A 25373-nucleotide genomic window follows, 5' to 3' on the forward strand; every position below is an offset into this window, starting at 1 on the left:
GTCCTATTCGGGCCGCAACATCCTCAGGAACAGCGCCGAGAGTCTTGCTGCGAGTTCGCTGCCGTCGCGCACGCCGCGTTCGATCGCATGATCGACCGCGCCGTGCAGCCCGTTGAACAGGACGATCGCGGTGAGGTCGGGATGGTCGACCGACCAGGCGCCGGCTTTCATGCCGGCCGCCAGCAGCCTCGAGAGATCGCCCAGCAACGGATTGTCGCCTTTCATCTGCCGCTGATCGGGCCGGTGGTCGTGGAAGACGACGTCGTGCAGCTGATGGTCGTCGAGATAGGCGTTGATGCCGGCGCTGACGAAGCCCTTCAGGCGCCCGGTCCAGTCATCGGGCGAACAGGCGTCGATGGCGCTCAAGATGCGGGCGCGAAATCCGCTGACGAAGCGTTCGCGCAGCGCTGCGACGACATCCTCCTTGGATGTGAAATAGAGATAGAAGGTGCCCTTGGCCACTTCGGCCCGGCTGGCGATCTCGTCGATCGTCGTGGTTCCAACGCCCTTGGCAACGAACAGCGAAGTCGCAGCCCGCAGGATGTCTTCGCGACGCACCTCGGCCGGCTTGGTGCGTGGTTTCAGTGCCTTTCTGGCAATGACAGGCATATGATTCCACTCACCATTCGGGTCTTTCGCAGCGCTGGCTTATCGGTTGCCATTATCCTGCATCTGGCGGCGGAGACAAGCCATTTTATAATGATTCCAAAGTGGCTTACCTGAATTGACTGACCGTCGGTCAGTGGCGTAGATGGCCGTGAAACCTGATGTCTGGATATGCCATGCCGAAGAGTCGCCTGCCTCTCGCCGCCGCCGTCTATCTCGGTTCCTTCGTCGCTTTGCTCGATGTCAGCATCGTCAATGTCGCGCTGCCGACCATCCAGCGGGCGCTGCACACCGATTTCGGCGGCCTGCAATGGGTGGTCGATGCCTACACGCTGTGCCTGTCGGCCTTCATGCTGTCGTCGGGACTGATCGGCGACCGCTATGGCCGCAAGCGCTCGTGGCTGGCCGGCGTCGGCATCTTCGTCGCCGGGTCGCTGATCTGCGCCGTTGCGCCCAATTTGCCCGCGCTGCTGGCCGGCCGGGTGGTGCAAGGCATTGCCGGCTCGCTGCTTATTCCGGGTGCGCTGTCGATCCTGACGCAGGCCTTCCCGGATCCGCGCGAGCGCGCCGGCGTCATCGGCGGCTGGGCCTCGTTCGCGGCCATTTCGCTGCTGGTCGGTCCCGTGCTGGGCGGCATACTGGTGCAGACGGTAGGCTGGCAAAGCATCTTCCTGATCAACCTGCCGCTCGGCCTGGTTACGATCGTGCTCGGCGCTGTTTCGATCGATGAGACGGCGCATCCCGAACATGCCCATCTCGACCTTGTCGGCCTGGCGCTCTCGATCCTGTGGCTCGGCGCGCTGACCTTCGGCCTGATCTCGGCCGGCGAGAGCGGCTGGAGCGATCCCGGGACCATCGCGGCCATCATTGCCGGTGTCGTTGGCCTGGCGGTGTTCCTTGGCTTCGAGGCGCGCACGCCACGGCCGATGCTGCCGCTCGGCCTGTTCCGCGACGTGCGCTTTGCCGTCGCCAACGTGGCCTCGTTCGCACTCGGCTTCACCTCCTACACCAGCGTCTTCTTCTTCTCGATGTTCCTGCAGCAGGTGCAAGGCTGGTCGCCGACGCAGACCGGCCTGCGCATGGCGCCGGCCTTCATCGTTCAGATGGTGGTGTCGCCTTTTGTCGGCAGGCTCAGTGCCCGGTACGGCCATTCGGCGCTGATGACGGCGGGCTATGTCCTGATCGGCCTCTCGATGCTCGGCATGTGCTGGGCCGGACCGTCAACACCCTATTGGGTGCTTTGCGTTCTGTTCGCGATTGGCGGCCTCGGCAATTCGCTGGCGATCCCCACCGGAAGTGCCGCCGCGATGTCCTATGCTCCACGCGAGCGCTCGGGCATGGTGTCGGCGGTCATCAATGCCACCCGCCAGAGTGGCCTTGCTATCGGCATCGCCCTGCTTGGCGCCCTCATGAGCATGCGGGCGACCAGCCTGCTCACCGGATATCTCAGCGATGCCGGCGTTGCCAATGCCCAAGCGGTGGCCCGCGCCGCCATATCGCGGCACGATTTCTCAACCGATGCCGCCATGGGCGAGAGCGGCGTGCATCAGCTGTTCGCCGCAGCCTATGCCGGGGGCTTCCACGCGGCGATGCTGACGGCCGCGATCGGCGCGTTCCTCACCGCAGCCCTGTTGATCGCCGTCCTGGCGCCCGCCGAGGCGCGTTCGGCCAGGGAAGCAAAGCAGCAGGCGTGAGGCACTTCGCCTCCAACAAAAAACCCGGCGATGATGACGCCGGGTTTCTTCTTTCGTCAGATCGATCCGATCAGGTCAGCGATGCCGTAAAACGCTGGATGCGCGTGCAGGCTTCCTCCAGCAACGTCTCCGAGGTCGCGTAGGAGATGCGGAAGTTCGGGCCGAGGCCGAAGGCCGAGCCGAACACCACCGCCACACCTTCGGCCTCGAGCAATTCGGAGCAGAAGGCCTCGTCGGTGTCGATCACCTTGCCGGCCTTGGTCTTCTTGCCGATCAGCTGGGCGCAGGACGGATAGACATAGAAGGCGCCTTCCGGCGACGGGCACGTGATGCCGCGCGCCTGGTTGAGCATCGAGACGACCAGATCGCGCCGCCCTTGAAAGATCGCCTTGTTCTTTGCGATGAAGTCCTGCGGGCCGTTGAGCGCCTCGACGGAAGCCCATTGCGCGATGGTGCAGGCGCCCGAGGTCTGCTGACCCTGGATCATGTCCATCGCCTTGATCAGCTGGACCGGGCCGGCGGCATAGCCGATGCGCCAACCGGTCATGGCATAGGCTTTCGAGACGCCGTTCATGGTCAGCGTGCGCTCGTAGAGCTTCGGCTCGACCTCGGCGATGGTCTTGAAGACGAAGTCGCCATAGGTCAGGTGCTCGTACATGTCGTCGGTCAGCGTCCAGACATGCGGATGCTTGAGCAACACATCAGCCAGCGCGCGCAGCTCCGCTTCCGTGTAGGCGGCGCCCGACGGGTTCGACGGCGAGTTCATCAGCAGCCATTTGGTCTTCGGCGTGATCGCCTTTTCCAGCACCGCGGCCGTCAGTTTGAAACCATTCTCGATCGAGGTGTCGGCGAACACCGACGTGCCGCCGCAGATCGCCACCATTTCGGGGTAGCTGACCCAGTAGGGGCGCGGGATGATGACCTCGTCGCCGGGGTTCAGCGTCGCCATGAAAGCGTTGAACAGGATCTGCTTGCCGCCGGTGCCGACGATAGTCTGCTCGGGCTTGTAGTCGAGATTGTTCTCGCGCTTGAATTTCTTCGCGATCGCTTCGCGCAGCGGCACGATGCCCGAAACCGGCGGGTACTTGGTCTCGCCACGGCGGATCGCCTCGATCGCCGCATTCTTGATGTTGTCGGGCGTGTCGAAATCCGGCTCGCCGGCGCCGAGGCCGATAATGTCACGGCCGGCATTTTTCAGCTCGCGGGCTTTCTGCGTCACCGCGATGGTGGCGGAAGGCTTTACGCGGGAAAGGGTGTCGGCAAGAAAGGCCATGACCAGATATCTCTCCTGAATGGATCGGCGCGGCCAGGAGCGGCCGCGGCGCTTCTCATGTCGCATGATTTCGCTCAGTGCAAGCATTGTTGGCTGATCCAGCCGTCAAGTGGCTGTGATTGGAGCGGTGATCGGCAACACTAAATTCATTAACGGGCGGTAGAGGCTTGCATGACAGGATCGCAATCCAATTGCGGAGCGAGGAACCGTGTCGCGCAGCATCGGGCTTGCCCATATCATCCGTCATGATGACGGCACCTCTACCGGTGTCTGGGGTATCTACACGCTGCAAAGTGCCTTCCAGCCGATCTTCGCCTTCAAGGAGGGCAAGCTGTCGGTTGCCGCCTTCGAAGGGCTGATCCGGCCGTTCCGCGACGGCGAGCCGCAATCGCCGATAGCCTTCTTCTCGACCTGTCCGGCCGCAGACCGCCTGCATGTCGAGGCGCTGACCAGGACGCTGCATCTGCTCAATGCCGGCGCCTGCCTGCCGCAGGAGGCGTCGATCTTCGTCAATTTCGACCCGTCGGTGTTCACCGAGCGGTCGGTCGCCGACAACGCCTTGCGCGAAATGCGGCTGGTGCTGCACGAGGCCGGCATCGATCCCGGCCGCGTCGTGTGCGAGGTGACCGAGCAGAAGTCGGCATCGCAGGAGGCCTTGCATGGCTTTGTCGCCGCGCTCAGGGGCAATGGCTTCCGCATCGCGGTCGATGATTATGGCTCTGACGATTCCGACATCAACCGCATCAAGGAGTTGAAGCCCGACATCGTCAAGTTCGACGCCTACTGGATCACGCAGCTGATGGAATCCGGCGCCGGCTTCGCGCTGTTGACCACCATGGTGAAAAGCTTCGAGGACCAAGGCATCCTCACGGTGTTCGAGGGCATCGAGGAGGGATGGCAACTGGAGCTCGCCGAGAAGTCCGGCGCTTCGATGGTCCAGGGCTTCGTGCTGGCGCGGCCGGAACTGGCGCCGACCAGCTTTCGCGTTTTCGGCAAAACCGCGCCGGAAGCCGCCCCCGCGACTGCCGCACCGGCGGCTCCGGCCTCGCCCTATGCGGCACGGCCGGCAAAAGCCTTCGGGCGCCGGGTCACGCCATGAGGCTCGAGCGGCGGCGCAATGTCAGCGATGCGATCTTCGCCGACGAGATCGGCATCGAGTATGGCGTCCATGGCGAATACCGCCTGCGCAGCGCCTACCAGCCGATCTTCGCGCCGCTTGGGCGTTCGCTGCACGCGGTGGCGGTCGAGGGCCTGATCGAGCCGCACCGTGCCGGCCGCGCCGGGGCGCGCGCGAGCGTTCTTCGAAAGCGTTGCCGCGGCGGACCGGCTGTTTGTCGAGACCATGTGCCGGGTGCTGCACTTAAGGAATTTCCACAACATCGGCGTCGACGGGCTCGACCTGTTCTTCAACTACAATCCGATGATCAACGACCATTCCCGGCGGGCGCTGGCCGAGATCCGGCTGATGAGCCGGCATCTTGGCGAGCTCGGCCTCGCCCCCCGCATGCTGGTCTGCGAGATCACCGAACAGGCGGCGGACGACGCGCTTCTCGCCCGGCTGGTGCGCGAAATGCGGCGCGACGGCATCCGCATCGCCATCGACGATTTCGGCACCGGCCATTCGACCGAGGAGCGGGTGAGCCTGCTCAAGCCTGATATCGTCAAGATCGATGGCGGCTGGTTCGCGGAGTTCTGCCGCCACGCCGCCGCCGAACGGTTCTTCCGCCCGCTGGTGTCCAGCTTGCACGACCGCGGCGCCAGGGTGCTGGTCGAAGGCATCGAGCAACCCGTCCATCTGCGCGTCGCGCTCGAAGCCGGCGTCGATCTGCTGCAGGGCTTTCTTCTGGCCCGGCCGGCGCTGGCCGGCACCATCTTCAACGAGGAGCCGCTGGTGATCGACGCGCTCCTGGGCTTCGACAACAAGGTCGTGCCCCTCTTGCCCGGACTTTGCATCAGCGGCGCTGATGGTCGCGCCAAAACAAATCATTGGTTGAGGACGCCGCCGCTGCGATAATTGCCTGCAGAAGGCAGCGCTCCGAGGACCGTCCATGATACTTTACAGCATGATCGACAGTGGCAATTGCTACAAGCCGCGTCTGCTGATGGCCAAGCTTGGCCTCGCCTTCACCACGATCGAGGTGAGTTCGCATACCGGCGACACGCGGAAGGCCGACTTTGTCGCCAAGAACCCGAACGCCATGGTGCCGCTGCTCGAACTCGACGACGGCCGCCGGCTGGCCGAATCCAACGCCATCCTGCTCTATCTTGCCGAAGGCACGCGCTTCCTGCCGGCGGACAGATATGAGCGCGGGCTCGCCTATCAATGGCTGTTCTTCGAGCAGTACAGCCACGAGCCCTATATCGCCGTGCGCAAGGCGCTGCTGACGTTTCCTGAACGCGCCGGGGATGCGACGCCGGAGCGGCTGGCGGTGACACTGGAACGCGGCAACAAGGCACTCGGCGTGATGAATGCATATCTGGAGAACAATGCCTTCTTCGCCGGCAGCGCTTTCAGCGTCGCCGACATCGCGCTCTATGTCTATACGCATACGGCCGAGCAGGGCGGCTTCCAGCTCGACCCCTATCCGGCGGTCGCGGCCTGGCTTGGCCGGGTGGAAGCGGAGCCGGGGCATGTGCCGATCGGGTGGGTGGGTTGAGACCTTCTCAATAATTCTACTCCGGCGGCCACCTAGCGCGGTTTGCTGCGCTTCCGGTGCTCACGTACTTAAATGTACGCTCCGCTCCGGTTCTCGAAAACCACGCTATCTGACTCGCCAGAGCGAATTCTTGAAAAGGTCTCGGCGCTGCGGCTAAAGACGTCGAAAGTTTCCGGCTCGAACCTCGGCCAACGCCTTTTCGGCAAACCCGTCCAGTCGACCTGCCTTTGCATCGGCCTCGATCTGCTTGTCCCATACGTTTGCCTGGAACGCCTCGAACCATTTGGCAAAGGCCTTCAGCTCTTTGGGGCTTAGGGCTGCGATGGATCTTTCGATCTGTTCGAGCTTGGTCATGAATTGAAAATAACATGATCGGCGTTGCGAAGCGAAATGGCTCAACCCCAGACAAACAAAAAGGCGGGATAAATCCCGCCTTCCCATCCTCGGTAGCCTGATCGGGAGCGTCCGGTCCGGGCTGGCAGCTATCTGCTGTTCCAGCGTGTCGGGTCTTTCCGCTCCCGGGCGCGCTTCTCGCGCGACCGTCAGTACATCCGTGACTTGCCGCACGCCCCGGGCTCTCGCCCGGCGCGCGCCATTCGCAAAATCAGGCTGCCTTGCTCAGAGATCCAGCGGACGACTTGCCAGTGCGGCGGTCCTGCTCGATCTCGAAGTTGATCTTCTGGCCTTCGACCAGGGTCGACAGTCCAGCGCGCTCGACTGCGGAGATGTGAACGAAAACGTCCGCGCCGCCCGCGTCAGGCTGGATGAAGCCGAAGCCCTTGGTGGCGTTGAACCACTTGACCGTTCCAGTTGCCATTTTAGATAGTCCTTCAACATTTGCTTTAGTTTGACCAGACCAATGTCCAGCCGGTGTGCATCGAGATTTTGGAGATAGACGTCAGCAAACGCGAAGATCGCGAGGCCCGGATCGATCGGCCGAAATATCAATGGGGCTGATATAGGCTGGTTTCGCAGCAAAAACAAGACTGCGTGAGAAAACCGTGATGCGGAGACCGCCCAACCGGCGCCCCAATCTGGTGAAACCGTTGCTGCGGATCGCTGTCCCTGGGGCGGCGGATCAGGGGAGGAGACCATGAAAACCATAGTGCTTGCCGCCTGCCTGACGCTGGTGGCCGCCGAGGCGCAGGCGATCTCGCGCTACGACCCGACTCATATGAGCTGCGGCAAGGTGCAGTCGACGATCGCGCGCCAGGGCGCGGTCATCCTGCGCTACCAGTCGACGCGCGTGCCGGGGCTGCCGCTCTACGACCGCTATGTGCAGAGCCAGCAATTCTGCACCATGGGCGAGGTGAGGGCGCGCGCCTATGTGCCGAGCGCCGACACCAAATCCTGCCCGGTCTACAACTGCAAGCGGCCGGATAACGAGCATTTTCGCCGCCGTTTCCTGCATCGGCATTGACGGGCGCGCGGCAAGCCTGGCCGCGCCTCGGCGCCTTCAGAACCCGAAGGACACCTGAGCCGGTGGCGGCGGGCCGACGCGCACGCCTTCCATGGCCAGCATCTTCTCCTTGGTGACGGAGCCGCCGGGCGCCGAGAAGCCGCCGATCTTGCCGCCGGCCGCGAGGATGCGGTGGCAGGGAATGACCAGCGGCACCGGATTGGCGCCAAGGGCAGCACCGGTTTCGCGCGGCAGGCCGGGTTGGCCGGCGCGCTTGGCGAGTTCGCCATAGGTGGTGGTTTGCCCATAGCCGAGTTTGCGTGCCGCGTCGTAGATGGCGAGGCGGAAATCGTCGATGCCGTCGAGATCGACCGGTACGCCGGTGAAGTCGACGTCCTCGCCGGCGGCATAAGCCTTGATCGAAGCGATGAGGTCGACCACCCATGGCGGCTGTGCCGTGGACGCGGAAACGCCGGCATGGCGCATCAGCCGACGTTCTATCGCTTCGCGGCTGCGTTCGGGCAGGCAGAGCCGGATCAGGCCCTTTTCGCTCCAGGCGATGCCCATGAAACCGATCACTGTTTCTAACACTGCGTGGCCGGCTGTGATCGAAGCTGTCGTTTCCATGATGCGTTCCTTTCCGCAAAGTGGCTAAAACCGGGATTTGTTCCGGTACATATCAGGAACAATATGGCAGTTCGGCCCGTGTCCCGCCACCCGAAAACCACCTGATGGCCCCGATTGCCGGTCCTGAATCGCTGGTGTAAGGGATTTCTTAACACCCGACGAACCGGACCCGTGCGCGGCTTGCCAGCAAAACATACCCTTATCGCGATCGGCGTGATCATGGCGGCGGCCGGCATCAGCGGCTGCACCTCGACCTCGCAGATGAAGGCAGCACCTGCCCTGACCGAATCCGCGACCGTTGCCGGCAGCGATGCCGGCTTCACCATACCGCTGCCGGAGACGGTTTCGGTGCTGCCGCAATCCTCGGGCATCGCCCCCGTCCAGACGGCCGAACTGACACCTGGTCCGGCTGCCGCGCCGCTCGACGCCGCCGCCCAGCCGGTTGCCGCGACCGCGGCCTTTGCCGGGGCGACGCCGACGGCACCGGCCGTGCCCGCCGTGATGACCGCCAATGCCTGGCAGGCGCCGCCGCCGAGCAAGGCCGGCCAGCCGGTCAAGGCTGCCGAGACATACACCACCGCCGGGCTTATCGTGCCGGCGGTTGCCGGCAGCGGCCAGAAACTGCCAGGCGTGCAGCAGGTGGCCTATGTCGTGCCGCAGAACCCGGCCGCCCTGGTGCAGTTTCCGTCCGCGCCGCTCAGCCCTGCCGCTCCGGAAGAGCACGCAGGCATGCGCGGTGACGTCGACCGGCTGATCGTCAAATACGCTGCCCTCTACCAGGTGCCGGTGGATCTGGTGCGCCATGTCGTCAACCGCGAGAGCACCTTCAATCCGAAGGCCTACAACAATGGCCATTGGGGACTGATGCAGATCAAGCACGCGACGGCGCGCGGCATGGGCTATGACGGGCCGGCCAAGGGCCTGTTCGACGCCGAAACCAACCTCAAATACGCGGTCAAATATCTGCGCGGCGCCTGGCTGGTGGCCGACGGCAACGCCAAGAAAGCCGACTGGCTCTACCAGACCGGCTATTATTTCGACGCCAAGCGCAAGGGCCTGCTCGAGGCAACCGGCCTCGGCACCGACCGCAAGCGGCACCGCCTGCAGCCCGACGCCTGAGCGCGATGCCCGAACCGCGCCCGCCGGCCCTGAACGACATCCGGCTGCGCAAGATCCTCGACGAGACGCTGGTTGCACCGCACTGGCCGGATGGTTTTGCCATGCGCTCTCTCGAGCCCGGTGACGCGCCGCCTTTGCACGCGCTGCTTAGCGACGTGTTCGACGACGGCACCGATGGCCCGTTCGACGAATGGTGGCCGCGCATTTCCGGTGATCCCGAATTCGACCCGGCGCTGTGTTTCCTGGTCATCGATGCCAAGGGCCGGCTGGCGGCCGCTGCACTGTGCTGGACTTCCGCCTTCGTTAGGGATCTCGCCGTTCATCCCGAGGCGCGCGGCAAGGGCATCGGCGAGGCGCTGATGTGGCATGCCTTCGCCAGTTTTCGTGAACGCGGCGCTGACCGTGTCGACCTGAAGACCAATACCGTCGAGAATCCTGCCGCTGTCAGGCTCTACCAACGGCTCGGCATGTTCGAGGTCGATTGGGCTGGGTGAGGAGCGGTCGGCGAAGTCGATCAATCGACAACGATTTGTCGATTGAAGCGACGAACGGTGAAAACCCGGTCTGCCTTCGGGCGGATTGAAACGTCCAGTGGACGTTTCAAAGGGTTTGAACGCCCGAAGGGCAGGGAGCCATAGCGAAGGGCTGTCCGCGCTCAGATGTCCGGTGCGTTGCCGATCTTCTGCTTGAGCTCGAGCGCCCAGGCGCGGCCTTCATCGCCGCCCCACAGCAGCCAGGCGATGTGGCCGGCCGACGGGTTGTCCTCATTGCCGTAGTTTTTCCCGCGCTTGTCGACCTCATGGCGGGCGAAGTAGCTGACCATGCGGCGGATGGTGGAGGGCGCGAGCTTCTCGCGGTTCTTCAGTTCCGTTGCCCGCGCCACGCCAATCTCGGTGCCGCCACGGCCGAACTGCTGGCGCAGCCGCAAGCCTTTGGCGGCATTGTCGGCCACCACTTGCGGGCAGCGCAGGTCGATCTCGTCGGCTTCGTTCATTTTGTCTCCCCATGGCTTGCTTTACCTTGCCGTGAAAATGCCGGGAAGCCGCCGAGGTTCCCCGCAAACAATCGCCGTGCGTCCTTCAAAAAAATGTCGGCGACGGGTCTTCGCCAAACGTCCTTGGGTCGCAGAACAACAGCGCCGGGACGCCGGCGCGATTTGAAGGAGCCCGATCATGATCACCTTTCCCAACGAATCCGCGAAATATCGCACCGCCCGCGAAAAACTCTTGAAGAAGGAAATCGAGCTGCGCCGCGCCATGGAGGCCGTGGCCGAGGCGCGGCGCGCGCTGCCGCCGGGCGGGCTGATCCGCCAGGACTATGTCTTCGATGCGCTCGATGCCGACCGCAAGCCGGCGAAGACAAAACTGTCGGAGCTGTTCGCGCCGGGCAAGGATTCGCTCATCCTCTACCAGATGATGTTTCCACGCCATCCGCAGGAGATGCGCGATGTGGCGGCGAGCGGCGGCACGGCCAGGCTCGCCCGGCCGGACCAGCCATGCCCGTCCTGCACGGCGCTGCTCGACCAGTTCGACGGCGCCGTCGGCCATCTCGAAGCGGCCGGCTTCAATTTTGTGGTGGTGGCCAAGACCGGGCTCGAAAACCTGGTCACGCTCAGCCGGGATCGTGGCTGGAAGCACATGCGGCTGGTGTCGTCGGCCCAGAACAGCTTCAAGCGCGACTACAATGCCGAGGATGCCGACGGCGCGCAGATGCCGCTGCTGTCGGTGTTTCACTGCGATGGTGACGGCATCCGCCATTTCTGGTCGTCCGAACTCGGCTTCGCGCCACCCGAACCCGGCCAGGATCCGCGCGCCATCGGCACCTGCGAGATCCTGTGGAACCTGATGGATTTTACGCCGGAGGGGCGGCCGGATTGGCGCGAGCAGCTGCAGTATGGGTGTTGCCATTGAGGGCGGCGCATGGATGACCCGATCAGAGAATGCGAACGGTCCAAATAGGTGCTCTACGGCGCCCCCCTCTGTCCTGCCGGACATCTCCCCCACGAGGGGGGAGATTGGCTGTTGCGGCGCCGGCATTCTCCTTGCAACGTTGAAAATTGGCGAAAGCCGCGATGACGGCCGATCTCCCCCCAAGTGGGGGAGATGTCCGGCAGGACAGAGGGGGGCGCCGTAGAGCGCGACGTGGGCCTTCACCGCTCCATCGACGGTTGGCAAACCCGCCGCCGCAAGGTGGCTCTGTGCCTCCGCCTTCCCTGCATTAGACTGCCACCATCAAATCGAGGGAGCACCCATGCCCAAGATCAACCTGTCAACCGTGCCCGTCCGCAAGGGCTCCGGCTATCCCGCGCCCTTCGACGCGCCTTGCGCCACCCGCACGCGCCAGCGCCTCGGCGACGCCGGCGGCCTCCGCGATTTCGGCGTCAACCTGATGACGCTCCCGCCCGGCGGCTGGTCGAGCCAGCGCCACTGGCACAGCCATGAGGACGAGCTCGTCTATGTGCTGGAGGGCGAGTTGACGCTGGTCGAGGATGGCGGCGAGACGCTGCTCAAGGCCGGCGACTGCGCCACCTTCGCCAAGAACAGCGGCAACGGCCATCACATGATCAACCGGTCGTCGGTCACGGCCCGATACCTGGAAGTCGGCTCGCGCAATCCGGACGATGTCATCACCTGTTCCGACATCGACATGATGAGCCCGAGCTCGGATGGCCGGTTTCTGCACAAGGACGGCATGCCGTATCCGGGGCAGGGGTGAAGCCAATCGGACAGGGCGGCGCCAGCCCCCTCTCCGTCCGCTTCGCGGCCACCTCTCCCCCACTCTGTGGGGGCGAGGAACCCAAGCCTTTCGGTGTCGCGACCTCGGTGATTGGCGTTTCCTCGCCCCCATGAAATGGGGGAGAGGTGGCTCGGCGAAGCCGAGACGGAGAGGGGGAGCGCCCTATGCGATTGTCTGCGGCCGCTGGACCATGCCTCCCCGCTGGCGTTCACCAGCCGGCAGGATAAGCTCCCTGCCAACCCCAGGGAGCATCATCATGAAAAAAGAAGTCATCGAAGTACCGGTCATGTCGGCCAAGGTTCGCTCTCTCGGTCTGCCCTGCTCGACGGCGGTGAAGGCCAACGGCTTCGTGTTCATCTCGGCGACGCCGCCGGTCGACATGGTGACCGGCGAGATGGTCCGCGGCGATATCGAGGTGCAGACCGAGGCGTCGCTGAAGGCGCTGAAACACTGCCTGGAAGCGGCGGGCACCTCGCTGGACAATGTGGTGATGGTGCGCATCTACGCCGTCAATTCCGGCTTCTACAACGCCATCAACCGGGTCTATGCCAAGTATTTTTCCACCAATCCGCCGGCGCGCAGTTTCGTGCCGGTGGCGTCATGGCCGATGGAGTTTGATATCGAGATCGAATGTGTGGCCGTGGCGTGAGGGAAGGCTGCGGCGGCACCATTCGCAACCAAAACAAGCGTCCGGGTCCATAATTCACCAAGTATTGCCGCAAGTCACAAGGCGCTTGCTATCTTCACGGAACAATACAACATCTGAGTCAGATTCCTAGATTCTCGATACCCATCTTGCGCCCAAACTTCGCCCTTCAATTGACTTCTTTGACCGACGAGCGCCTCGAGGCATTCGTCAACGACTGGCTGGCTAATCGGACCAAGGACTACTACTCACACGAACGCTGGTCGGGCGCTGGCGACATGGGGCGCGATGTTGTGGGTTATGTCACGGCCCAGCGGCATGAGGGTCCGTGGGATAATTTCCAGTGCAAGCAACTCAAAGACAGACTGTCGGAAACGTCGGCGCTGGTCGAACTCGGCAAAATCTTCATGCATGCCGCAGACGGAGAGTACACGCTCCCGCGGGCATATACGTTCGTTGCGCCTCGGGGTGTTGTACGAAAACGTCCAAACCCTCATCGCGCACCCGGAAAGGTTTCGCCAGGCTTTCCTTGATCGCTGGAACAAGGACATTGCTGGCCGGCTGGTCGACAATAAAAATGTACCTCTAACGGACGAAATCCGCTCAATGATAGACGCGTTCGATTTCGCACAGGTGCACTCATTGGATGCCGGGAGGTTGGTTGACGATCCATGGGCGAAGCCTGTGCTGGTGCATTGGTTTAGTGACGATCCAGGGCCGGCGCCCGTCGGTGTTGCGCCTGACGATGTCCAAGGACACGAGAGCGAATATCTGCGCCAGCTTGTCGACCTGTATGGCCAGATGGCTGGTACGACCTTTGCCGATCCTGACGCAGTCCTGATGGATAGGGACTGGGGTGATCACCTTAGACTTCAACGTACCCGCTACTTTGAAGCAGCCGAGTTTGATCGCTACTATCGCGATTCCACGCCGCCGGAATATCTGGTGACGTTCAAGGACGAGCTTTACCATGGGGTGGTGGAGGTCTACTCGGGCACTTATGACAAGGGACTAGACCGCGTGCGAGGTGTTATGAACCAAGCCGCAACAGTTTCGCCGTCGGGTGTGTTAGGGCGGCATGCTAGAGTGCCGGTTCGACAAGGCACATGCCATCATTTTGCCAACGAGGGTCTCCTGCCTTGGAAGCGTTGAAACATCCGGAGCGGGCACCTCATCCGTTCAACAGCGCTCTTGAAACCGGCATCCGTGCTGTGGTCCTACTTGACGCGTTCTATCCGCGACGGTGTGACCTGATTGAAATGACGTGGTTCGACCATCTGGTCGTACACACCGCTGATCTAGACGGGACTGATGTCCCGGCGAGCTTGCATCCCGATCTCCCAAACCGGACAGGCGAACTGTTTGTACGGCGGCAGTTGGTCGAGCGGAGCCTGCGCATGATGCAGCAGGTACACTTGGTCGATGTGATAGATAGCGACGCCGGGATTTTGTTCGCGGCCAGTGAGGACGCCCCCAGCTATCTTGATATGTTGCGCTCAGATTATGCCATTGCTCTCAAGCACCGCGCTCGCTGGATGGCCCGACAGTTTGAAGGCATGGCGACCACAGAAATTAAGAAACTGATCGAGACCAAGATCGGGCGTTGGACGGCCGACTTCCAAGCTGACCAGATCCCGTCTGGTAGAACTTCATGACCGGCGCAATCACCTTCAAGCATCTGGCGTTTACGGGTCCTTCGGTTGGCCTGGCAATATTAGAATTCAGAAGCGGGCTCAATATCATCTACGGCGCCTCGAACACAGGCAAATCCTTTACGACCAAGGCCTTCTCCTTCATGCTTGGTGCTACCAAGACATTGCCCCGGACGGAGGAAGTGAACGGTTACGATGCCGCTTGGCTTGGGTTCACTTTAGCCGATGGCCGCGATCTGACACTATATCGGCCAACGAATGGTGGCGCCTTTAAAGTCTATGACGGCTTGCGGTTCGGAGGCGAACCAAAGGATGGTACTGTCCTACGGGCCCAAGCCGATGCAACGCGCATAGACACGATATCCCATTTCCTGCTTGAAGTTATCGGTCTGGCGGGCAAGGTGATCGTCAAAAATGCCAATGCAGAAAAAGACAATCTCTCGATTCGGTTGATTGCACCGTATGTAATAGTATCCGAAGAAGACATCATTGCCGAGCGCAGCCCTGTGCTCTATTCGGGTCAAAACACCAGCCGCACCTTCGAGCGCAATCTATTTCGGCTCCTCCTCACTGGGGTGGATGATGCTGCAGCGGTGACAGTCCAAAGTGACAAGGTCAGAGATGTCGCCAAGAACGCGAAGGTCGAACTTGTCGACGAGATGATCGCCCAGCTCGACGAAGAGCTTGGCGAAGAGGCTCCTGACCGCAAGGAACTTGATGACCAGCTGGACAAGATCGATACCTCTGTCAAAGCTCTAGAAGAGAATCTGCGGAAAGCTCAGATCACACTCGACAACTTGGTGAAAGAGCGTCGGGGATATGCCGATACCCAACGCGACGTTGCATATCGTGTCGCTGAACTCGACATTACGGTGCAGCGTTTTGGCCGGCTTAGCGAGGTGTATCGCTCCGACATTGCTCGGTTGGAAGCATTGGAAGAGGGCGGCTTTATCCTTTTGGCGATGGCGGATCGCGATTGCCCGGTATGTGGGGCGCCGCCCGGCGCACAACGTCACAATCATGCGGCAGAGGATATCCAGCAAGCGCACCGCGCTGCTGCGGCGGAAATTGCCAAGATACAAGTGGAGCAGCGCGAACTTCGTCAGACGATTGTCTCTCTTGAGTCTGAAGCCGAAGGACTGCGTCGGCGCGCGACCGGACTCGAAGACGACATCAAGGCGATTGAAGCAAGAATCGAGGCGGCTCGGCCGCAGGAGTCGTCAGCGCGAAGCGGGTACGAAGCACTAGCTGCCCAAAAGGCAAAGCTTGATCATATCGCAGACCTTTACAGCCGCCGCGACCGGTTGGTCGTGCGCCGCACACAGATCGACGGCGAATCGGGTACATCGAGTGACGAGAAACTCGTGACCGGCATCGACGGAACAGTCGCACATGCCTTTGGCAAGACCGTTCGGCAGGTACTTGAGGCTTGGGGCTTCCCCGGAGCGCAAGACGCGACGTTCAGTATCGAAAACAACGACATTACTATTGCCGGAAAGGGGCGAGCGGCCAACGGCAAAGGCGTTCGTGCGATTTTGCATGCAGCTTTCAACGTAGCAGTCATCCTCTTCTGCAACGAGCATAAGTTGCCCCATCCTGGCTTTTTGATTCTCGACACGCCGCTGTTGACCTACCGGCCACCATTCGGGACTCGGCACGGCGAGCTGTCTGATGATGAGCAAGCATTGGCTAAGACAGGGCTTGCGGAACTCTTTTACAAGCACCTTGCCAGCCTCAAGGATATCGCCCAATTCATTATTGTTGAAAATTCGGATCCGCCGGCCTCGATCTCTGAGTTGGCCCATATCGAAATCTTTAGTGGGCGCGGCGGCAAAGAACGTGCAGGCCTATTTCCAAGGCGGGAATGAGTACGCAATACGTTTGGTGGACACCGTGCGGTGACGACGTCGGCGGGACAGTGCCCCCACAAGTGGGGAGATCAGCTAATCGCCTAAGCAAAATACTCCTGCAGCGGCCTGACCTCCAGGCTCCCCGCCTTCAGCGCAGCAATCGCCTCGGCCACTGCGGCGGCTCCCGACAGCGTCGTATAATACGGCACCTTCTGCATCAGCGTTGCCCTGCGCAGCGATTTCGAGTCCGACACCGCCTTCTGGCCATCCGTCGTGTTGAAGACGATCTGGACCTGGCGGTTGCGGATGGCGTCTTCGATGTGGGGGCGGCCTTCGAGCACCTTGTTGATCTTTTGCGCGTCGACGCCGTTTTCGGCGAGGAAGCGCTGCGTGCCTGATGTCGCCAGCACCTTGAAGCCGAGGCCGGCGAGGCGCTTGACCGCCGGCAATATGCCCTTCTTGTCCTCGTCGCGCACCGAGACGAACAGCGTGCCGGAGCGCGGCAGGTCGACGCCGGCGCCGAGCTGGCTCTTGGCGAAGGCGAGCGCGAAATCGCGGTCGAGGCCCATGACTTCGCCGGTCGAGCGCATTTCCGGGCCGAGCAGAATGTCGACGCCGGGGAAGCGGGCGAAGGGGAAGACGGCTTCCTTGACCGCGATGTGGCCGGGATTGCGGGGGTCGGGCATGGCGCCGTAATGGGCGAAGGCGTCTTCCAGCGTCTCGCCGGCCATGATGCGCGCGGCGATCTTGGCGATGGGACGGCCAATGGTCTTGGCGACGAAGGGCACGGTGCGTGACGCGCGCGGGTTGACCTCCAGCACATAGACCGTGCCGTCCTTGATCGCGTACTGCACATTCATCAAGCCACCGACATTGAGCGCGCGGGCCAGTGCCGCCGTCTGGCGCTCCAACTCGTCGACGAGCTCCGAAGGCAGCGAATGCACCGGCAGCGAGCAGGCGCTGTCGCCCGAATGGATGCCGGCCTCCTCGATGTGTTCGAGAATGCCGGAAACGAAGGTCGCCTTGCCGTCGCAGAGGCAGTCGACATCGACCTCGATGGCGCCTGACAGATAGGTGTCGAACAGCAGCGGGTTCTTGCCCAGCAGCGTGTTGATCTGGCCGGTCTTGTCGTTGGGGTATTTCTGCTTGATGTCCTCCGGCACCAGGCCGGGCACGGTGTCGAGCAGATAGGATTGCAGCATGCCCTCGTCATGGATGATCTGCATGGCGCGGCCGCCGAGCACATAGGAGGGGCGCACCACCAGCGGGAAACCGAGCTCGCCGGCGACGAGGCGGGCCTGCTCGACCGAATAGGCGATGCCGTTCTTCGGCTGGCTGAGGTTGAGCTTGTGCAACAGCTTCTGGAAGCGGTCGCGGTCTTCGGCGAGATCGATCATGTCGGGCGAGGTGCCGAGGATCGGGATGCCGGCCTTCTCCAGCGCATCCGCCAGCTTCAGCGGCGTCTGGCCGCCGAACTGAACGATGACGCCGACCAGTTCGCCCGACGCCTGTTCGGCGCGCAGGATCTCCAGCACGTCTTCGGCCGTCAGCGGCTCGAAATAGAGCCGGTCCGAAGTGTCGTAGTCGGTCGACACGGTCTCCGGGTTGCAGTTGATCATGATCGCTTCATAGCCGGCATCGCGCAGCGCGAAGGCGGCATGGCAGCAGCAATAGTCGAACTCGATGCCCTGGCCGATGCGGTTCGGCCCGCCGCCGAGGATGACGACTTTTTTCCGCGACGAGACCTGCGCCTCGTTGGCCAGTGCGCCGGCAAACGGAACTTCATAGGTCGAGTACATGTAGGCGGTGGGCGAGGCGAACTCGGCCGCACAGGTGTCGATGCGCTTGTAGACGGGATGCACGTCGAGCTTGTCGCGGATCCTGGAAATCACTTCGGCATCGGTCTTGGTGAGCGACGCCAGGCGGGCGTCCGAGAAACCCATCGCCTTCAGCATGCGCAGATTGACGGCGTCCTGCGGAATGCCGTGCTCGCGGATGCGGGCTTCCATGGCAACGATGCCGGCGATCTGTTCGAGGAACCACGGGTCGATCTTGCACATGGAATGCACGTCTTCCAGCGAGGTACCCATGCGGATCGCCTGCGCCACCATGCGCAGCCGGTCAGGCGTCGGCGTGCCCAGTGCCGCACGGATGGCGTTGCGGTCGTCGGCGTGGTTGGCCGCGACGGCGCCATGGCCGAGGCCAGGGATCTCGATCTCGTCGAGGCCGGTGAGGCCGGTTTCGAGACCACGCAGGGCCTTCTGCAGCGATTCCTGGAACGTGCGGCCGATGGCCATGACTTCGCCGACCGACTTCATGGCGGTGGTCAGCACCGGCTCGGCGCCGGGGAATTTCTCGAAGGCAAAGCGCGGGATTTTGGTGACGACGTAATCGATCGACGGCTCGAACGAAGCGGGCGTGGCGCCGCCGGTGATGTCGTTCTCCAGCTCGTCCAGCGTGTAGCCGACGGCAAGTTTGGCCGCGATCTTGGCGATGGGGAAGCCGGTCGCTTTTGAAGCCAAAGCCGACGAGCGCGAGACGCGCGGGTTCATCTCGATGACGACGAGGCGGCCATCCGCCGGGTTGACGGCGAACTGCACGTTGGAGCCACCGGTCTCGACGCCGATCTCGCGCAACACCGCGATCGAGGCGTTGCGCATCATCTGATACTCTTTGTCGGTGAGCGTCAGAGCAGGGGCGACGGTGATCGAGTCACCGGTGTGCACGCCCATCGGGTCGATGTTCTCGATCGAGCAGACGATGATGCAATTGTCCGCCTTATCGCGGACGACCTCCATCTCATATTCCTTCCAGCCGAGCACGCTTTCCTCGATCAGCACTTCGGTGGTCGGCGAGGCGTCGAGGCCGGACTGGACGATGTCGTAGAATTCGGCGCGGTTGTAGGCGATGCCGCCGCCGGTGCCGCCCATGGTGAAGGAGGGGCGGATGATGGCGGGCAGGCCGACATGGTCGAGCGCCTGCGCGGCGATCGCCATGCCATGGCTGATATAGCGCTGCTTGCGGTCGCCTTCGCCGAGGTTCCAGCGGGTTTCCAGCGCGTCGAGCGCGGCGTCGAGATCGGCCGGCGCTTCGGCCTTGACGGCAGCGCGCTCGGCTTCATGCGTCTTGCGGTCGGTGTTCTTGACGTCGGTGGCGTTGGCCAGCATCGACTTCGGCGTTTCCAGGCTGATCTTCTTCATCGCCTCGCGGAACAAAGCGCGGTCCTCGGCCTTGTCGATCGCATGCGCGTCGGCGCCGATCATCTCGACATTGTAGCGCTCGAGCACGCCCATGCGGCGCAGCGACAAAGCCGTGTTCAGCGCGGTCTGGCCGCCCATGGTCGGCAGCAACGCGTCGGGCCGCTCCTTGGCGATGATCTTGGCGACGACTTCGGGCGTGATCGGCTCGATATAGGTGGCGTCGGCCAGTTCCGGATCGGTCATGATGGTGGCCGGGTTGGAATTGACCAGGATGACGCGGAAGCCCTCTTCCTTCAGCGCCTTGCAGGCCTGGGTGCCGGAATAGTCGAACTCGCAGGCCTGGCCAATGACGATGGGGCCGGCCCCGATGATCAGGATCGACTTGATGTCAGTGCGTCTTGGCATGGCGAAGTTCCGTTTGGCGGGCGGCTTGCACAAAAAACCGGGACGGGAAGACCCGGCCGGTTGTGCTCGCGATTCTGGTATCAGGCTAGGTGGGCCTTATAGGGAAGAGTTTTGGCGGATGTAACCCCGAAAATGAGGGAGTAGGGCAGTAGGGCAGTAGGGCAGTAGGGCAGTAGGGCAGTAGGGCAGTAGGGGAGGCTCGAGCGCCCTTAAAGCATATTGCCCTATTGCCGTACTGCCTTACTCCCCTGCCTCCTACTCCCCAAACGCCACCGTATCCGTGATCTCGAAGCGTTCGGAGACGCCGATGCGGATCAGGTTCAGGCTGCCCTCGCGTGTGTAGCGGAATTCGCTGTGTCCGTTCGAGCCGGCCGGCAGGCGGGCGTCGAAGGAGATGACGCGGCTGCCGCCGTCGGGCCAGATCACGATGATGTCGGCCTTGTCGGCGCCCTTGTGCACGACGGTCGCCGCGCAGCGCTCCATCGGCTGGCCGAAATAGCGGGAGCAGGGGATCTCGAGGCCACCGCCCGGGGCAAGGGAAGCCGGCTGCGGCGGCAGTTCGGCGACGGTCTGTGTATCGAGGGCGGGCGCGGCACCGTTAGGGCGCGGCGTGGGAACGGGGATCGACCCAGCCGAGCCATTGTCCGTGGCGGCATCGCCGTTGGAAGCCGTGGCGGCATTCTGAGGCTGTGGCTCGGCGGGAGCCAGGGTTTCTCCGGCCGGCGAGGCTGCAGTCGCCACCAGCGCCAGGCCGTAAGCATCCTGCATGGCGGTCGCGGCGGTGGATTTCATTGACGTTTCTGGTGTGACGGGATGGGAGGCCGCGTCGCCGAGCCGTGCCGTCAGGTCGGGCGGCGGTTGGCTGGACTCGGCAGGCGTCGCGGCCTGAGCTCCCGCCGGCTGGTCGGTGTCTGACACGGGCGCCGGATTGACGGGAACGAGGTAGCGCGCCGGGGTCCAGCCGGTGGCTTTCGGATTGCCCGATACAATCTTGCACCATTGATGCCCGTCAATGTCGTTGCAGCCGAGGTTGGTGACGCTCGCACCATTGGCGATGCGCGCCTCGGTCTTGCCGATCGGCGAGGGCTTGGCGCGGACATTGAGCAGGTCGTCGGGCGCCAGGCCGGAGACGATGGAGATGAAGGGTGTGTCTTCGGCGTGGGCAGGGACAACGGCCGCAAGCGCAGTCAGCAGCGACGGAGCGGCGATCAGTGCGTAGAGCGCTGCCCGCAACGTAATTCGGCGCCTCATCACTTGGCTGTCGGCGATCAATTGCATTACCAAAGGCACCGCCAGAACCCAAAAACGCTGCCGCACGCGAAGCCGGTTTTATAAGCGACGGCGCGGCGCCATGTCTACAAGCGAGATGTTCACGCCTTTTTCAGCCCTGCATGAACGCAAGAGCGTTCAGTCTGGACATGAGCTTCGCTCAGTCCGGCATGAATCCGGTTCTGAGCGCATGCGCCCATTCCGGCCGTCCCGCCTGTTCGGCTTGCCGCGCCGCTGCCTCATGGTCGTAGTCGACGGCGATGCTCTCGAAGCGGTCGGGCTGGCCTTCGCCGCCCAAGGTGACGATGCCGTAGCGCGCATGCGGCGAGCCCTGTTCGGAGACATGCGCCGGCGGGGTGGAGTCGTCATAGGCGGGGCAGCCGATGCTGCCCGGATTGAAGATGACGGGGCCGCCAGGGATGCGGACCAGCTCGGCGCGGTGGCTGTGGCCGCACAGCGCGATGCGGCAGGCCGGGTCGAGCGCTTTCAGCCGCCGCCGGATCGCCGCCAGCGGCGCGCGCACCAACTGGCCGTCGACGATGGCGTCGGCGAGGTATTTCTCGTCATGGTCGGGGCGGGCATGGAAGGCGACAATGCCGGGCGCGATCTCCAGCGTCAGCGGCTGGGCGAAGAGCACCGCGCGCTGCGCCTCGGTCAGCCGCTCCTGTGCATAGACGTCCGAAGCCCACATGGTCTCGTCGGCCGGATCGGCGGCGACGCGGCGGTCGTGGTTGCCGCGCACCGTCGGCAGGTTCAGCGCTTCCAGCCGCTCAAACGTCTCGCGCGGCCAGAGCGGGCCGGAAACGCTGTCGCCGAGATTGACGGTGAGGTCAGCGCCGTCGCGCCGCGCCAAGTCCTCGAGCACGGCGTCGAGCGCCAGGACGTTGCCATGGATATCGGCGAGGACGGCGATGCGCATCGGAAGCTCCGGTTGTGAGGGCAATTCCTCGCCTCGGCTGTAAACGAGCGCCGTAATTCAGGCCAGCGCTTCGATATCATGCCCCCCGACCGCCGGCAGAGCGGGATCGTCGCCGGCCGCGGCGATGACGCTGTCGAGCAGGCCGGGGAAGCGGGCGTCGAGGTCGGCGCGGCGCAGCGTGATCATGCGGTTGGTGCCGACCACTTCAGCGCGGGTGACGCCGGCCTCGCGCAGTTTGGCCAGGTGGTAGCTGAGATTGGTCTTGGAGCCGAGATCGAGGAACTGGCTGCAGTTCAGCGGCACGCCTTCCTTGCTGGCAAGATAGCGCACGATGGCAAGCCGCGTCGGGTCGCCGAGCACGCCGAGCACGATGGGCAGGCTGATCTGGTCCGTATTGGGATGAGGTAACGTCATGGCTGGAACCTAAGCGCAGTTCGGGCCGATTTCAACGCATCCGTCCTCGCCTGCCCGTACACACTGTTTCTCCATTTCGATCCGTACCGAACGACCGTGCTGACACAGGGCTGTCAGGAAGGTTCAGCTATTTTGCCCCGGCTTCATTGACATCATGCCCTGTTATGTCCAATTGTTCAATAACTTTTGAACTAAGGACATTTGCCATGGACAAGCGGCTCTTCTGGCTTGCGCTCGGATCGTTTGCGATTTCGACCGAGGGCTTCGTCATCTCCAGCCTTCTGCCCGACATCGCCAGGGATGCCGGCATCTCCATTCCGCTCGCCGGCACGCTGATCACCGCCTTTGCGCTCGCCTATGCGGTCGGCACGCCGATCCTGGCGACACTGACCGGCGAATGGGACCGGCGCCGCGTCATCCTGTGGACGCTGGTGTTCTTCGTCATCGGCAACATCGCCGCCGCCTTGAGCTCCTCCTTCGAAGTGCTTTTGATCGCGCGCATCATCATGGCGCTGTCGTCGGGCCTGTTCGCGGCGACCGCGCAGGGCACGGCGGTGGCGCTGGTCGATGACCATCACCGGGCGCGTGCCATCGCCGTCGTCGTCGGCGGCACCACGGTGGCTGTGGCTGTCGGCGCGCCGCTCGGCGCGCTGGTCGCGGCCTTCGCCGGCTGGCGCGGCACCTTCTATGCCATTGCCGGGCTTGGCGCACTCGCCGGCGCCATCCTGTGGTACCGGCTGCCGCGCGGCATCGTCGGCACCAAGCTGCCGCTGAAGCGCAGGCTGGCCGCGGCCATGCGGCCCGGCGTGATGCCGATCCTTCTGACGACATTGCTGGCGCTGACCGGCGCCTTCACCGTCTTTGCCTATGTCGCGCCCCTGGCCATCGAGGGCGGCGGGCTCAGCCAGATCGCGCTGCCCGGCATGCTGCTCGCCTTCGGCGTCGGCGCCGTCATCGGCAACATCGCCGGCGGCCAGGCGGCCGACCGTTTCGGCGCCACCCGCACCGTCGGCTGGTCGCTGGCGCTGAGCGCGGCCATGCTGGTGATGCTGTCCGTCATCCCGACTTTCCTGCCGCAGCACATTGCCGGCCCGGCGCTGATGGCGATGATGGTGCCGTGGGGCATTGTCGGCTGGGCGTTCCCGCCGGCGCAGGCGAGCCGCATCATCAAGCTGGCGCCGGATGCCGCCCCGATCGTGCTGTCGCTCAACGGCTCGGCGCTCTATCTCGGTGTGGCGCTGGGCGCGGTGGTTGGTGGTGGTGTGCTGCGCTACGGCGCGCCAGCCGACCTCGGCCTGGTCGCGGCGGCCTTCCCGATCATCGGGCTCGGCATTGTGCTGGCCGGCCGCTGGGCGGCACGGCCGGTCGCGATGCCAGCAGAATAGAACTTCCTGCAGATCTGACTGGCGGCCGCTCCTTCAGCCTGGAAGAGCGGCCGCCGGCGACTCATAGTCCAGTGCGGCGACTTCATCCAGCATGACACGCAGATCGGCAGCCCGTTGCTTGCCGACCATGGCCTCGAAGCGCTGCTGGGCAATGCTCCACAATTTGGTTGCTTCGTCGAGCTTGGCGAGGCCTTGGGGTGTCAGCCGCACCCGCTTGACGCGGCGATCGTCCTTGTCGGTGAAGGCTTCGACATAGCCGTCGCGGATCAGCGGCTTCAGCGTGTGGCCGAGCGCCGAGAGATCCATGACCATCGCCTCGGCTATGGTGCCCATCGCCGGCTCGTTGCTGACGTGAATCTGGTACAGCAGGCCGTATTGCGTGCCCTTCAGGCCCGAAGGCGAGATCACATCGTCATAGAAGCGGCCGAGCTTGCGCGCAGCACGCCGCAACGTTGCATTGTTGCAAGGGCTAAATCCCGGCATCGCAGTCTTGGTCATCACGACTCCTCGCCGGCAAAAGCGTCTGCCGGCCTGCCGCAGAAATAGTTTCTGTCACCTCCGTTGACAAGATAGTGGCATATACCTACTTCCCTGAAAGTGGCATATGCCACTAATTAGAAATTAGGCGGCGGGACGAAGGACATCGGCCTGTCTCGCCGGGTAACAACAGAAGGAACAGGACAATGAGTGGACAGGCAAACAAGGGCACGGCGGTCGTCACCGGCGCCTCGTCGGGCATCGGCGCGGTCTATGCGGACCGGTTGGCGGGGCAGGGCTATTACCTCGTACTGGTGGCGCGGCGCGCCGACAGGCTCGAGGAAGTGGCTGAGAAGCTGCGCGATGCCTACGGCCGCAAGGTCAGCTTCATCGCAGCCGATTTGTCCGACGACGACGATGTGCGCCGCGTCGAGCGGGTGATATCAGCCGACGACAGCGTGACGCTGCTGGTCAACAATGCCGGGCTTGGCGGCCAGCAGGTGGTGGCAACGGCTGACGCCGACGCGGCCGAACGCATGATCAAGGTGAATGTCATCGCCTTGACGCGCCTGACCCGTGCCGTGCTGCCGGGACTTCTGGCGCGCAACCGCGGCGCCATCGTCAACATCGCCTCGGTGCTCGCCTACGACACATCGTTCGGCGGCATCTACAGCGGCACCAAGGCCTATGTCGTCAACTTCACCGAAGCCCTGCATCGTGAGGTCGCGGGTACCGGCGTGACGGTGCAAGTGGTGCTGCCGGGCGCGACCCGGACTGATTTCTGGGAACTTGCCGGCAGTGATATCGACCAGCTTCCGAAGGAGATCATCATGACCGCCGACGACATGGTCGATGCGGCCCTTGTCGGCCTGGCCAGGGGCGAAGCCGTCACTGTCCCGGCGCTTGTCGACGCGGCCAAGCTGGACACATTCCTTGGTGCGCGCCAAGCCTTTTATGGCAGCCTGCACGCCGACAAGCCGGCGGCGCGCTACGCGGCTTGAGCTAGCAAGGGCGCGGTTCCTCGCCCCCACGAATGTGGGGGAGA

The 25373-nt window shown here is 63.4% G+C and carries 25 protein-coding genes and 1 pseudogene; 15 read left to right on the top strand and 11 right to left on the bottom strand.

Features of this window, described 5'->3' with window-relative positions; genetic code table 11:
- Window positions 1-3: 3 nt before the first annotated feature.
- A complete protein-coding gene (locus AC0V7N_RS15790) occupies window positions 4-609 on the bottom strand; it encodes a TetR family transcriptional regulator (RefSeq protein WP_496627946.1) in 606 nt (201 codons plus the stop codon).
- Window positions 610-782: 173 nt separating this feature from the next.
- On the opposite strand from AC0V7N_RS15790, the gene AC0V7N_RS15795 reads away from it, so the two are divergent.
- Window positions 783-2300, top strand: coding sequence for an MFS transporter (locus AC0V7N_RS15795; RefSeq protein ID WP_475459033.1), 1518 nt, complete (start codon window positions 783-785; stop codon window positions 2298-2300).
- Window positions 2301-2370: 70 nt separating this feature from the next.
- Here the strand turns inward: AC0V7N_RS15795 and AC0V7N_RS15800 are convergent, their stop codons facing one another.
- Entirely contained in the window at window positions 2371-3573 is a 1203-nt protein-coding gene (locus AC0V7N_RS15800; protein WP_475459036.1) for a pyridoxal phosphate-dependent aminotransferase, read from the bottom strand.
- Window positions 3574-3781: 208 nt separating this feature from the next.
- Between AC0V7N_RS15800 and AC0V7N_RS15805 the strand changes: the two genes are divergently transcribed.
- From AC0V7N_RS15805 to AC0V7N_RS15815, 3 genes and pseudogenes are all read left to right on the top strand, one after another.
- Window positions 3782-4672, top strand: a complete 891-nt coding sequence (locus tag AC0V7N_RS15805; protein ID WP_475459038.1) for an EAL domain-containing protein — start codon at window positions 3782-3784, stop codon at window positions 4670-4672.
- Window positions 4669-5509 (top strand): annotated as a pseudogene (locus tag AC0V7N_RS15810) (EAL domain-containing protein); the annotation flags it as partial. The gene AC0V7N_RS15805 and the pseudogene AC0V7N_RS15810, both read left to right, overlap by 4 nt.
- Before the next feature lie 112 nt (window positions 5510-5621).
- Window positions 5622-6230 (top strand): glutathione S-transferase N-terminal domain-containing protein, encoded by a 609-nt coding sequence (locus tag AC0V7N_RS15815; RefSeq protein WP_496627947.1) that lies wholly within the window; start codon window positions 5622-5624, stop codon window positions 6228-6230.
- Between the two features lie 153 nt (window positions 6231-6383).
- Here AC0V7N_RS15815 and AC0V7N_RS15820 read toward each other — a convergent pair whose 3' ends face one another.
- Both AC0V7N_RS15820 and AC0V7N_RS15825 read right to left on the bottom strand, forming a co-directional pair.
- Window positions 6384-6584: a hypothetical protein gene (locus AC0V7N_RS15820; RefSeq protein ID WP_475459046.1), complete on the bottom strand. Its 201-nt coding sequence runs from the start codon at window positions 6582-6584 to the stop codon at window positions 6384-6386.
- A gap of 250 nt (window positions 6585-6834) precedes the next feature.
- Window positions 6835-7047 (bottom strand): cold-shock protein, encoded by a 213-nt coding sequence (locus AC0V7N_RS15825; RefSeq protein WP_010910991.1) that lies wholly within the window; start codon window positions 7045-7047, stop codon window positions 6835-6837.
- A 276-nt stretch (window positions 7048-7323) separates the two neighbouring features.
- On the opposite strand from AC0V7N_RS15825, the gene AC0V7N_RS15830 reads away from it, so the two are divergent.
- Window positions 7324-7650 carry a hypothetical protein gene (locus AC0V7N_RS15830; protein ID WP_475459048.1) on the top strand — a complete coding sequence of 109 codons (327 nt, stop codon included), beginning with the start codon at window positions 7324-7326 and terminating at the stop codon, window positions 7648-7650.
- A gap of 36 nt (window positions 7651-7686) precedes the next feature.
- On the opposite strand, the gene AC0V7N_RS15835 is transcribed toward AC0V7N_RS15830, so the two are convergent.
- On the bottom strand, window positions 7687-8256 hold the full coding sequence (locus AC0V7N_RS15835) for a methylated-DNA--[protein]-cysteine S-methyltransferase (RefSeq protein ID WP_475459051.1): 570 nt from the start codon (window positions 8254-8256) through the stop codon (window positions 7687-7689).
- 180 nt (window positions 8257-8436) lie between these two features.
- On the opposite strand from AC0V7N_RS15835, the gene AC0V7N_RS15840 reads away from it, so the two are divergent.
- Together AC0V7N_RS15840 and AC0V7N_RS15845 are read left to right on the top strand one after the other, a co-directional pair.
- Window positions 8437-9375, top strand: a complete 939-nt coding sequence (locus AC0V7N_RS15840; RefSeq protein WP_475459053.1) for a transglycosylase SLT domain-containing protein — start codon at window positions 8437-8439, stop codon at window positions 9373-9375.
- Between the two features lie 5 nt (window positions 9376-9380).
- Window positions 9381-9869 carry a GNAT family N-acetyltransferase gene (locus tag AC0V7N_RS15845; RefSeq protein ID WP_475459055.1) on the top strand — a complete coding sequence of 163 codons (489 nt, stop codon included), beginning with the start codon at window positions 9381-9383 and terminating at the stop codon, window positions 9867-9869.
- A gap of 161 nt (window positions 9870-10030) precedes the next feature.
- Here the strand turns inward: AC0V7N_RS15845 and AC0V7N_RS15850 are convergent, their stop codons facing one another.
- A complete protein-coding gene (locus AC0V7N_RS15850; protein WP_475459057.1) occupies window positions 10031-10369 on the bottom strand; it encodes a hypothetical protein in 339 nt (112 codons plus the stop codon).
- 178 nt (window positions 10370-10547) lie between these two features.
- Here AC0V7N_RS15850 and AC0V7N_RS15855 point away from each other — a divergent pair, with 178 nt between their 5' ends.
- The 6 genes from AC0V7N_RS15855 (at window position 10548) to AC0V7N_RS15880 (ending at window position 16277) form a co-directional block, all read left to right on the top strand.
- Window positions 10548-11285 carry a DUF899 family protein gene (locus tag AC0V7N_RS15855; RefSeq protein ID WP_475459059.1) on the top strand — a complete coding sequence of 246 codons (738 nt, stop codon included), beginning with the start codon at window positions 10548-10550 and terminating at the stop codon, window positions 11283-11285.
- 340 nt (window positions 11286-11625) lie between these two features.
- Complete coding sequence (locus AC0V7N_RS15860; RefSeq protein WP_475459061.1) at window positions 11626-12090, top strand: cupin domain-containing protein; 465 nt, start codon at window positions 11626-11628, stop codon at window positions 12088-12090.
- 277 nt (window positions 12091-12367) lie between these two features.
- Entirely contained in the window at window positions 12368-12760 is a 393-nt protein-coding gene (locus AC0V7N_RS15865; RefSeq protein ID WP_475459063.1) for a Rid family hydrolase, read from the top strand.
- 408 nt (window positions 12761-13168) lie between these two features.
- Window positions 13169-13909, top strand: a complete 741-nt coding sequence (locus tag AC0V7N_RS15870) for an ABC-three component system protein (protein ID WP_496627949.1) — start codon at window positions 13169-13171, stop codon at window positions 13907-13909.
- Window positions 13897-14412 (top strand): ABC-three component system middle component 2, encoded by a 516-nt coding sequence (locus AC0V7N_RS15875; RefSeq protein ID WP_475459068.1) that lies wholly within the window; start codon window positions 13897-13899, stop codon window positions 14410-14412. The genes AC0V7N_RS15870 and AC0V7N_RS15875 overlap by 13 nt, the downstream gene beginning before the upstream one ends.
- Entirely contained in the window at window positions 14409-16277 is a 1869-nt protein-coding gene (locus AC0V7N_RS15880; RefSeq protein ID WP_475459070.1) for a hypothetical protein, read from the top strand. Before AC0V7N_RS15875 ends, AC0V7N_RS15880 begins: the two co-directional genes overlap by 4 nt.
- 83 nt (window positions 16278-16360) lie before the next feature.
- Here AC0V7N_RS15880 and carB read toward each other — a convergent pair whose 3' ends face one another.
- From carB to AC0V7N_RS15900, 4 genes are all read right to left on the bottom strand, one after another.
- Entirely contained in the window at window positions 16361-19864 is a 3504-nt protein-coding gene (gene carB, locus AC0V7N_RS15885) for a carbamoyl-phosphate synthase large subunit (protein ID WP_496627950.1), read from the bottom strand.
- A gap of 255 nt (window positions 19865-20119) precedes the next feature.
- The gene (locus tag AC0V7N_RS15890; protein WP_475459073.1) at window positions 20120-21115 is read right to left on the bottom strand and encodes an SH3 domain-containing protein; all 996 of its coding nucleotides are present in this window, start codon (window positions 21113-21115) and stop codon (window positions 20120-20122) included.
- Between the two features lie 178 nt (window positions 21116-21293).
- Window positions 21294-22052, bottom strand: a complete 759-nt coding sequence (locus AC0V7N_RS15895) for a metallophosphoesterase family protein (protein ID WP_496627951.1) — start codon at window positions 22050-22052, stop codon at window positions 21294-21296.
- Between the two features lie 57 nt (window positions 22053-22109).
- Window positions 22110-22466 (bottom strand): ArsR/SmtB family transcription factor, encoded by a 357-nt coding sequence (locus AC0V7N_RS15900; RefSeq protein WP_475459078.1) that lies wholly within the window; start codon window positions 22464-22466, stop codon window positions 22110-22112.
- Window positions 22467-22672: 206 nt separating this feature from the next.
- On the opposite strand from AC0V7N_RS15900, the gene AC0V7N_RS15905 reads away from it, so the two are divergent.
- Window positions 22673-23851: an MFS transporter gene (locus tag AC0V7N_RS15905; RefSeq protein ID WP_475459081.1), complete on the top strand. Its 1179-nt coding sequence runs from the start codon at window positions 22673-22675 to the stop codon at window positions 23849-23851.
- Between the two features lie 33 nt (window positions 23852-23884).
- On the opposite strand, the gene AC0V7N_RS15910 is transcribed toward AC0V7N_RS15905, so the two are convergent.
- Window positions 23885-24349 carry a MarR family winged helix-turn-helix transcriptional regulator gene (locus AC0V7N_RS15910; RefSeq protein ID WP_475459084.1) on the bottom strand — a complete coding sequence of 155 codons (465 nt, stop codon included), beginning with the start codon at window positions 24347-24349 and terminating at the stop codon, window positions 23885-23887.
- Between the two features lie 185 nt (window positions 24350-24534).
- On the opposite strand from AC0V7N_RS15910, the gene AC0V7N_RS15915 reads away from it, so the two are divergent.
- The gene (locus AC0V7N_RS15915) at window positions 24535-25329 is read left to right on the top strand and encodes an SDR family NAD(P)-dependent oxidoreductase (protein WP_496627952.1); all 795 of its coding nucleotides are present in this window, start codon (window positions 24535-24537) and stop codon (window positions 25327-25329) included.
- Window positions 25330-25373 lie beyond the last annotated feature (44 nt).

Source organism: Mesorhizobium kamtschaticum, from assembly GCF_056174585.1.

Bases quoted from the DNA above. Each gene is read 5' to 3' on its own strand.
- AC0V7N_RS15790 (WP_496627946.1), bottom strand. From the start codon at position 609: ATGCCTGTCATTGCCAGAAAGGCACTGAAACCACGCACCAAGCCGGCC.
- AC0V7N_RS15795 (WP_475459033.1), top strand. From the start codon at position 783: ATGCCGAAGAGTCGCCTGCCTCTCGCCGCCGCCGTCTATCTCGGTTCC.
- AC0V7N_RS15800 (WP_475459036.1), bottom strand. From the start codon at position 3,573: ATGGCCTTTCTTGCCGACACCCTTTCCCGCGTAAAGCCTTCCGCCACC.
- AC0V7N_RS15815 (WP_496627947.1), top strand. From the start codon at position 5,622: ATGATACTTTACAGCATGATCGACAGTGGCAATTGCTACAAGCCGCGT.
- AC0V7N_RS15820 (WP_475459046.1), bottom strand. From the start codon at position 6,584: ATGACCAAGCTCGAACAGATCGAAAGATCCATCGCAGCCCTAAGCCCC.
- AC0V7N_RS15825 (WP_010910991.1), bottom strand. From the start codon at position 7,047: ATGGCAACTGGAACGGTCAAGTGGTTCAACGCCACCAAGGGCTTCGGC.
- AC0V7N_RS15830 (WP_475459048.1), top strand. From the start codon at position 7,324: ATGAAAACCATAGTGCTTGCCGCCTGCCTGACGCTGGTGGCCGCCGAG.
- AC0V7N_RS15835 (WP_475459051.1), bottom strand. From the start codon at position 8,256: ATGGAAACGACAGCTTCGATCACAGCCGGCCACGCAGTGTTAGAAACA.
- AC0V7N_RS15845 (WP_475459055.1), top strand. From the start codon at position 9,381: ATGCCCGAACCGCGCCCGCCGGCCCTGAACGACATCCGGCTGCGCAAG.
- AC0V7N_RS15850 (WP_475459057.1), bottom strand. From the start codon at position 10,369: ATGAACGAAGCCGACGAGATCGACCTGCGCTGCCCGCAAGTGGTGGCC.
- AC0V7N_RS15855 (WP_475459059.1), top strand. From the start codon at position 10,548: ATGATCACCTTTCCCAACGAATCCGCGAAATATCGCACCGCCCGCGAA.
- AC0V7N_RS15860 (WP_475459061.1), top strand. From the start codon at position 11,626: ATGCCCAAGATCAACCTGTCAACCGTGCCCGTCCGCAAGGGCTCCGGC.
- AC0V7N_RS15865 (WP_475459063.1), top strand. From the start codon at position 12,368: ATGAAAAAAGAAGTCATCGAAGTACCGGTCATGTCGGCCAAGGTTCGC.
- AC0V7N_RS15870 (WP_496627949.1), top strand. From the start codon at position 13,169: ATGCCGCAGACGGAGAGTACACGCTCCCGCGGGCATATACGTTCGTTG.
- AC0V7N_RS15880 (WP_475459070.1), top strand. From the start codon at position 14,409: ATGACCGGCGCAATCACCTTCAAGCATCTGGCGTTTACGGGTCCTTCG.
- carB (WP_496627950.1), bottom strand. From the start codon at position 19,864: ATGCCAAGACGCACTGACATCAAGTCGATCCTGATCATCGGGGCCGGC.
- AC0V7N_RS15890 (WP_475459073.1), bottom strand. From the start codon at position 21,115: ATGAGGCGCCGAATTACGTTGCGGGCAGCGCTCTACGCACTGATCGCC.
- AC0V7N_RS15895 (WP_496627951.1), bottom strand. From the start codon at position 22,052: ATGCGCATCGCCGTCCTCGCCGATATCCATGGCAACGTCCTGGCGCTC.
- AC0V7N_RS15900 (WP_475459078.1), bottom strand. From the start codon at position 22,466: ATGACGTTACCTCATCCCAATACGGACCAGATCAGCCTGCCCATCGTG.
- AC0V7N_RS15905 (WP_475459081.1), top strand. From the start codon at position 22,673: ATGGACAAGCGGCTCTTCTGGCTTGCGCTCGGATCGTTTGCGATTTCG.
- AC0V7N_RS15910 (WP_475459084.1), bottom strand. From the start codon at position 24,349: ATGACCAAGACTGCGATGCCGGGATTTAGCCCTTGCAACAATGCAACG.
- AC0V7N_RS15915 (WP_496627952.1), top strand. From the start codon at position 24,535: ATGAGTGGACAGGCAAACAAGGGCACGGCGGTCGTCACCGGCGCCTCG.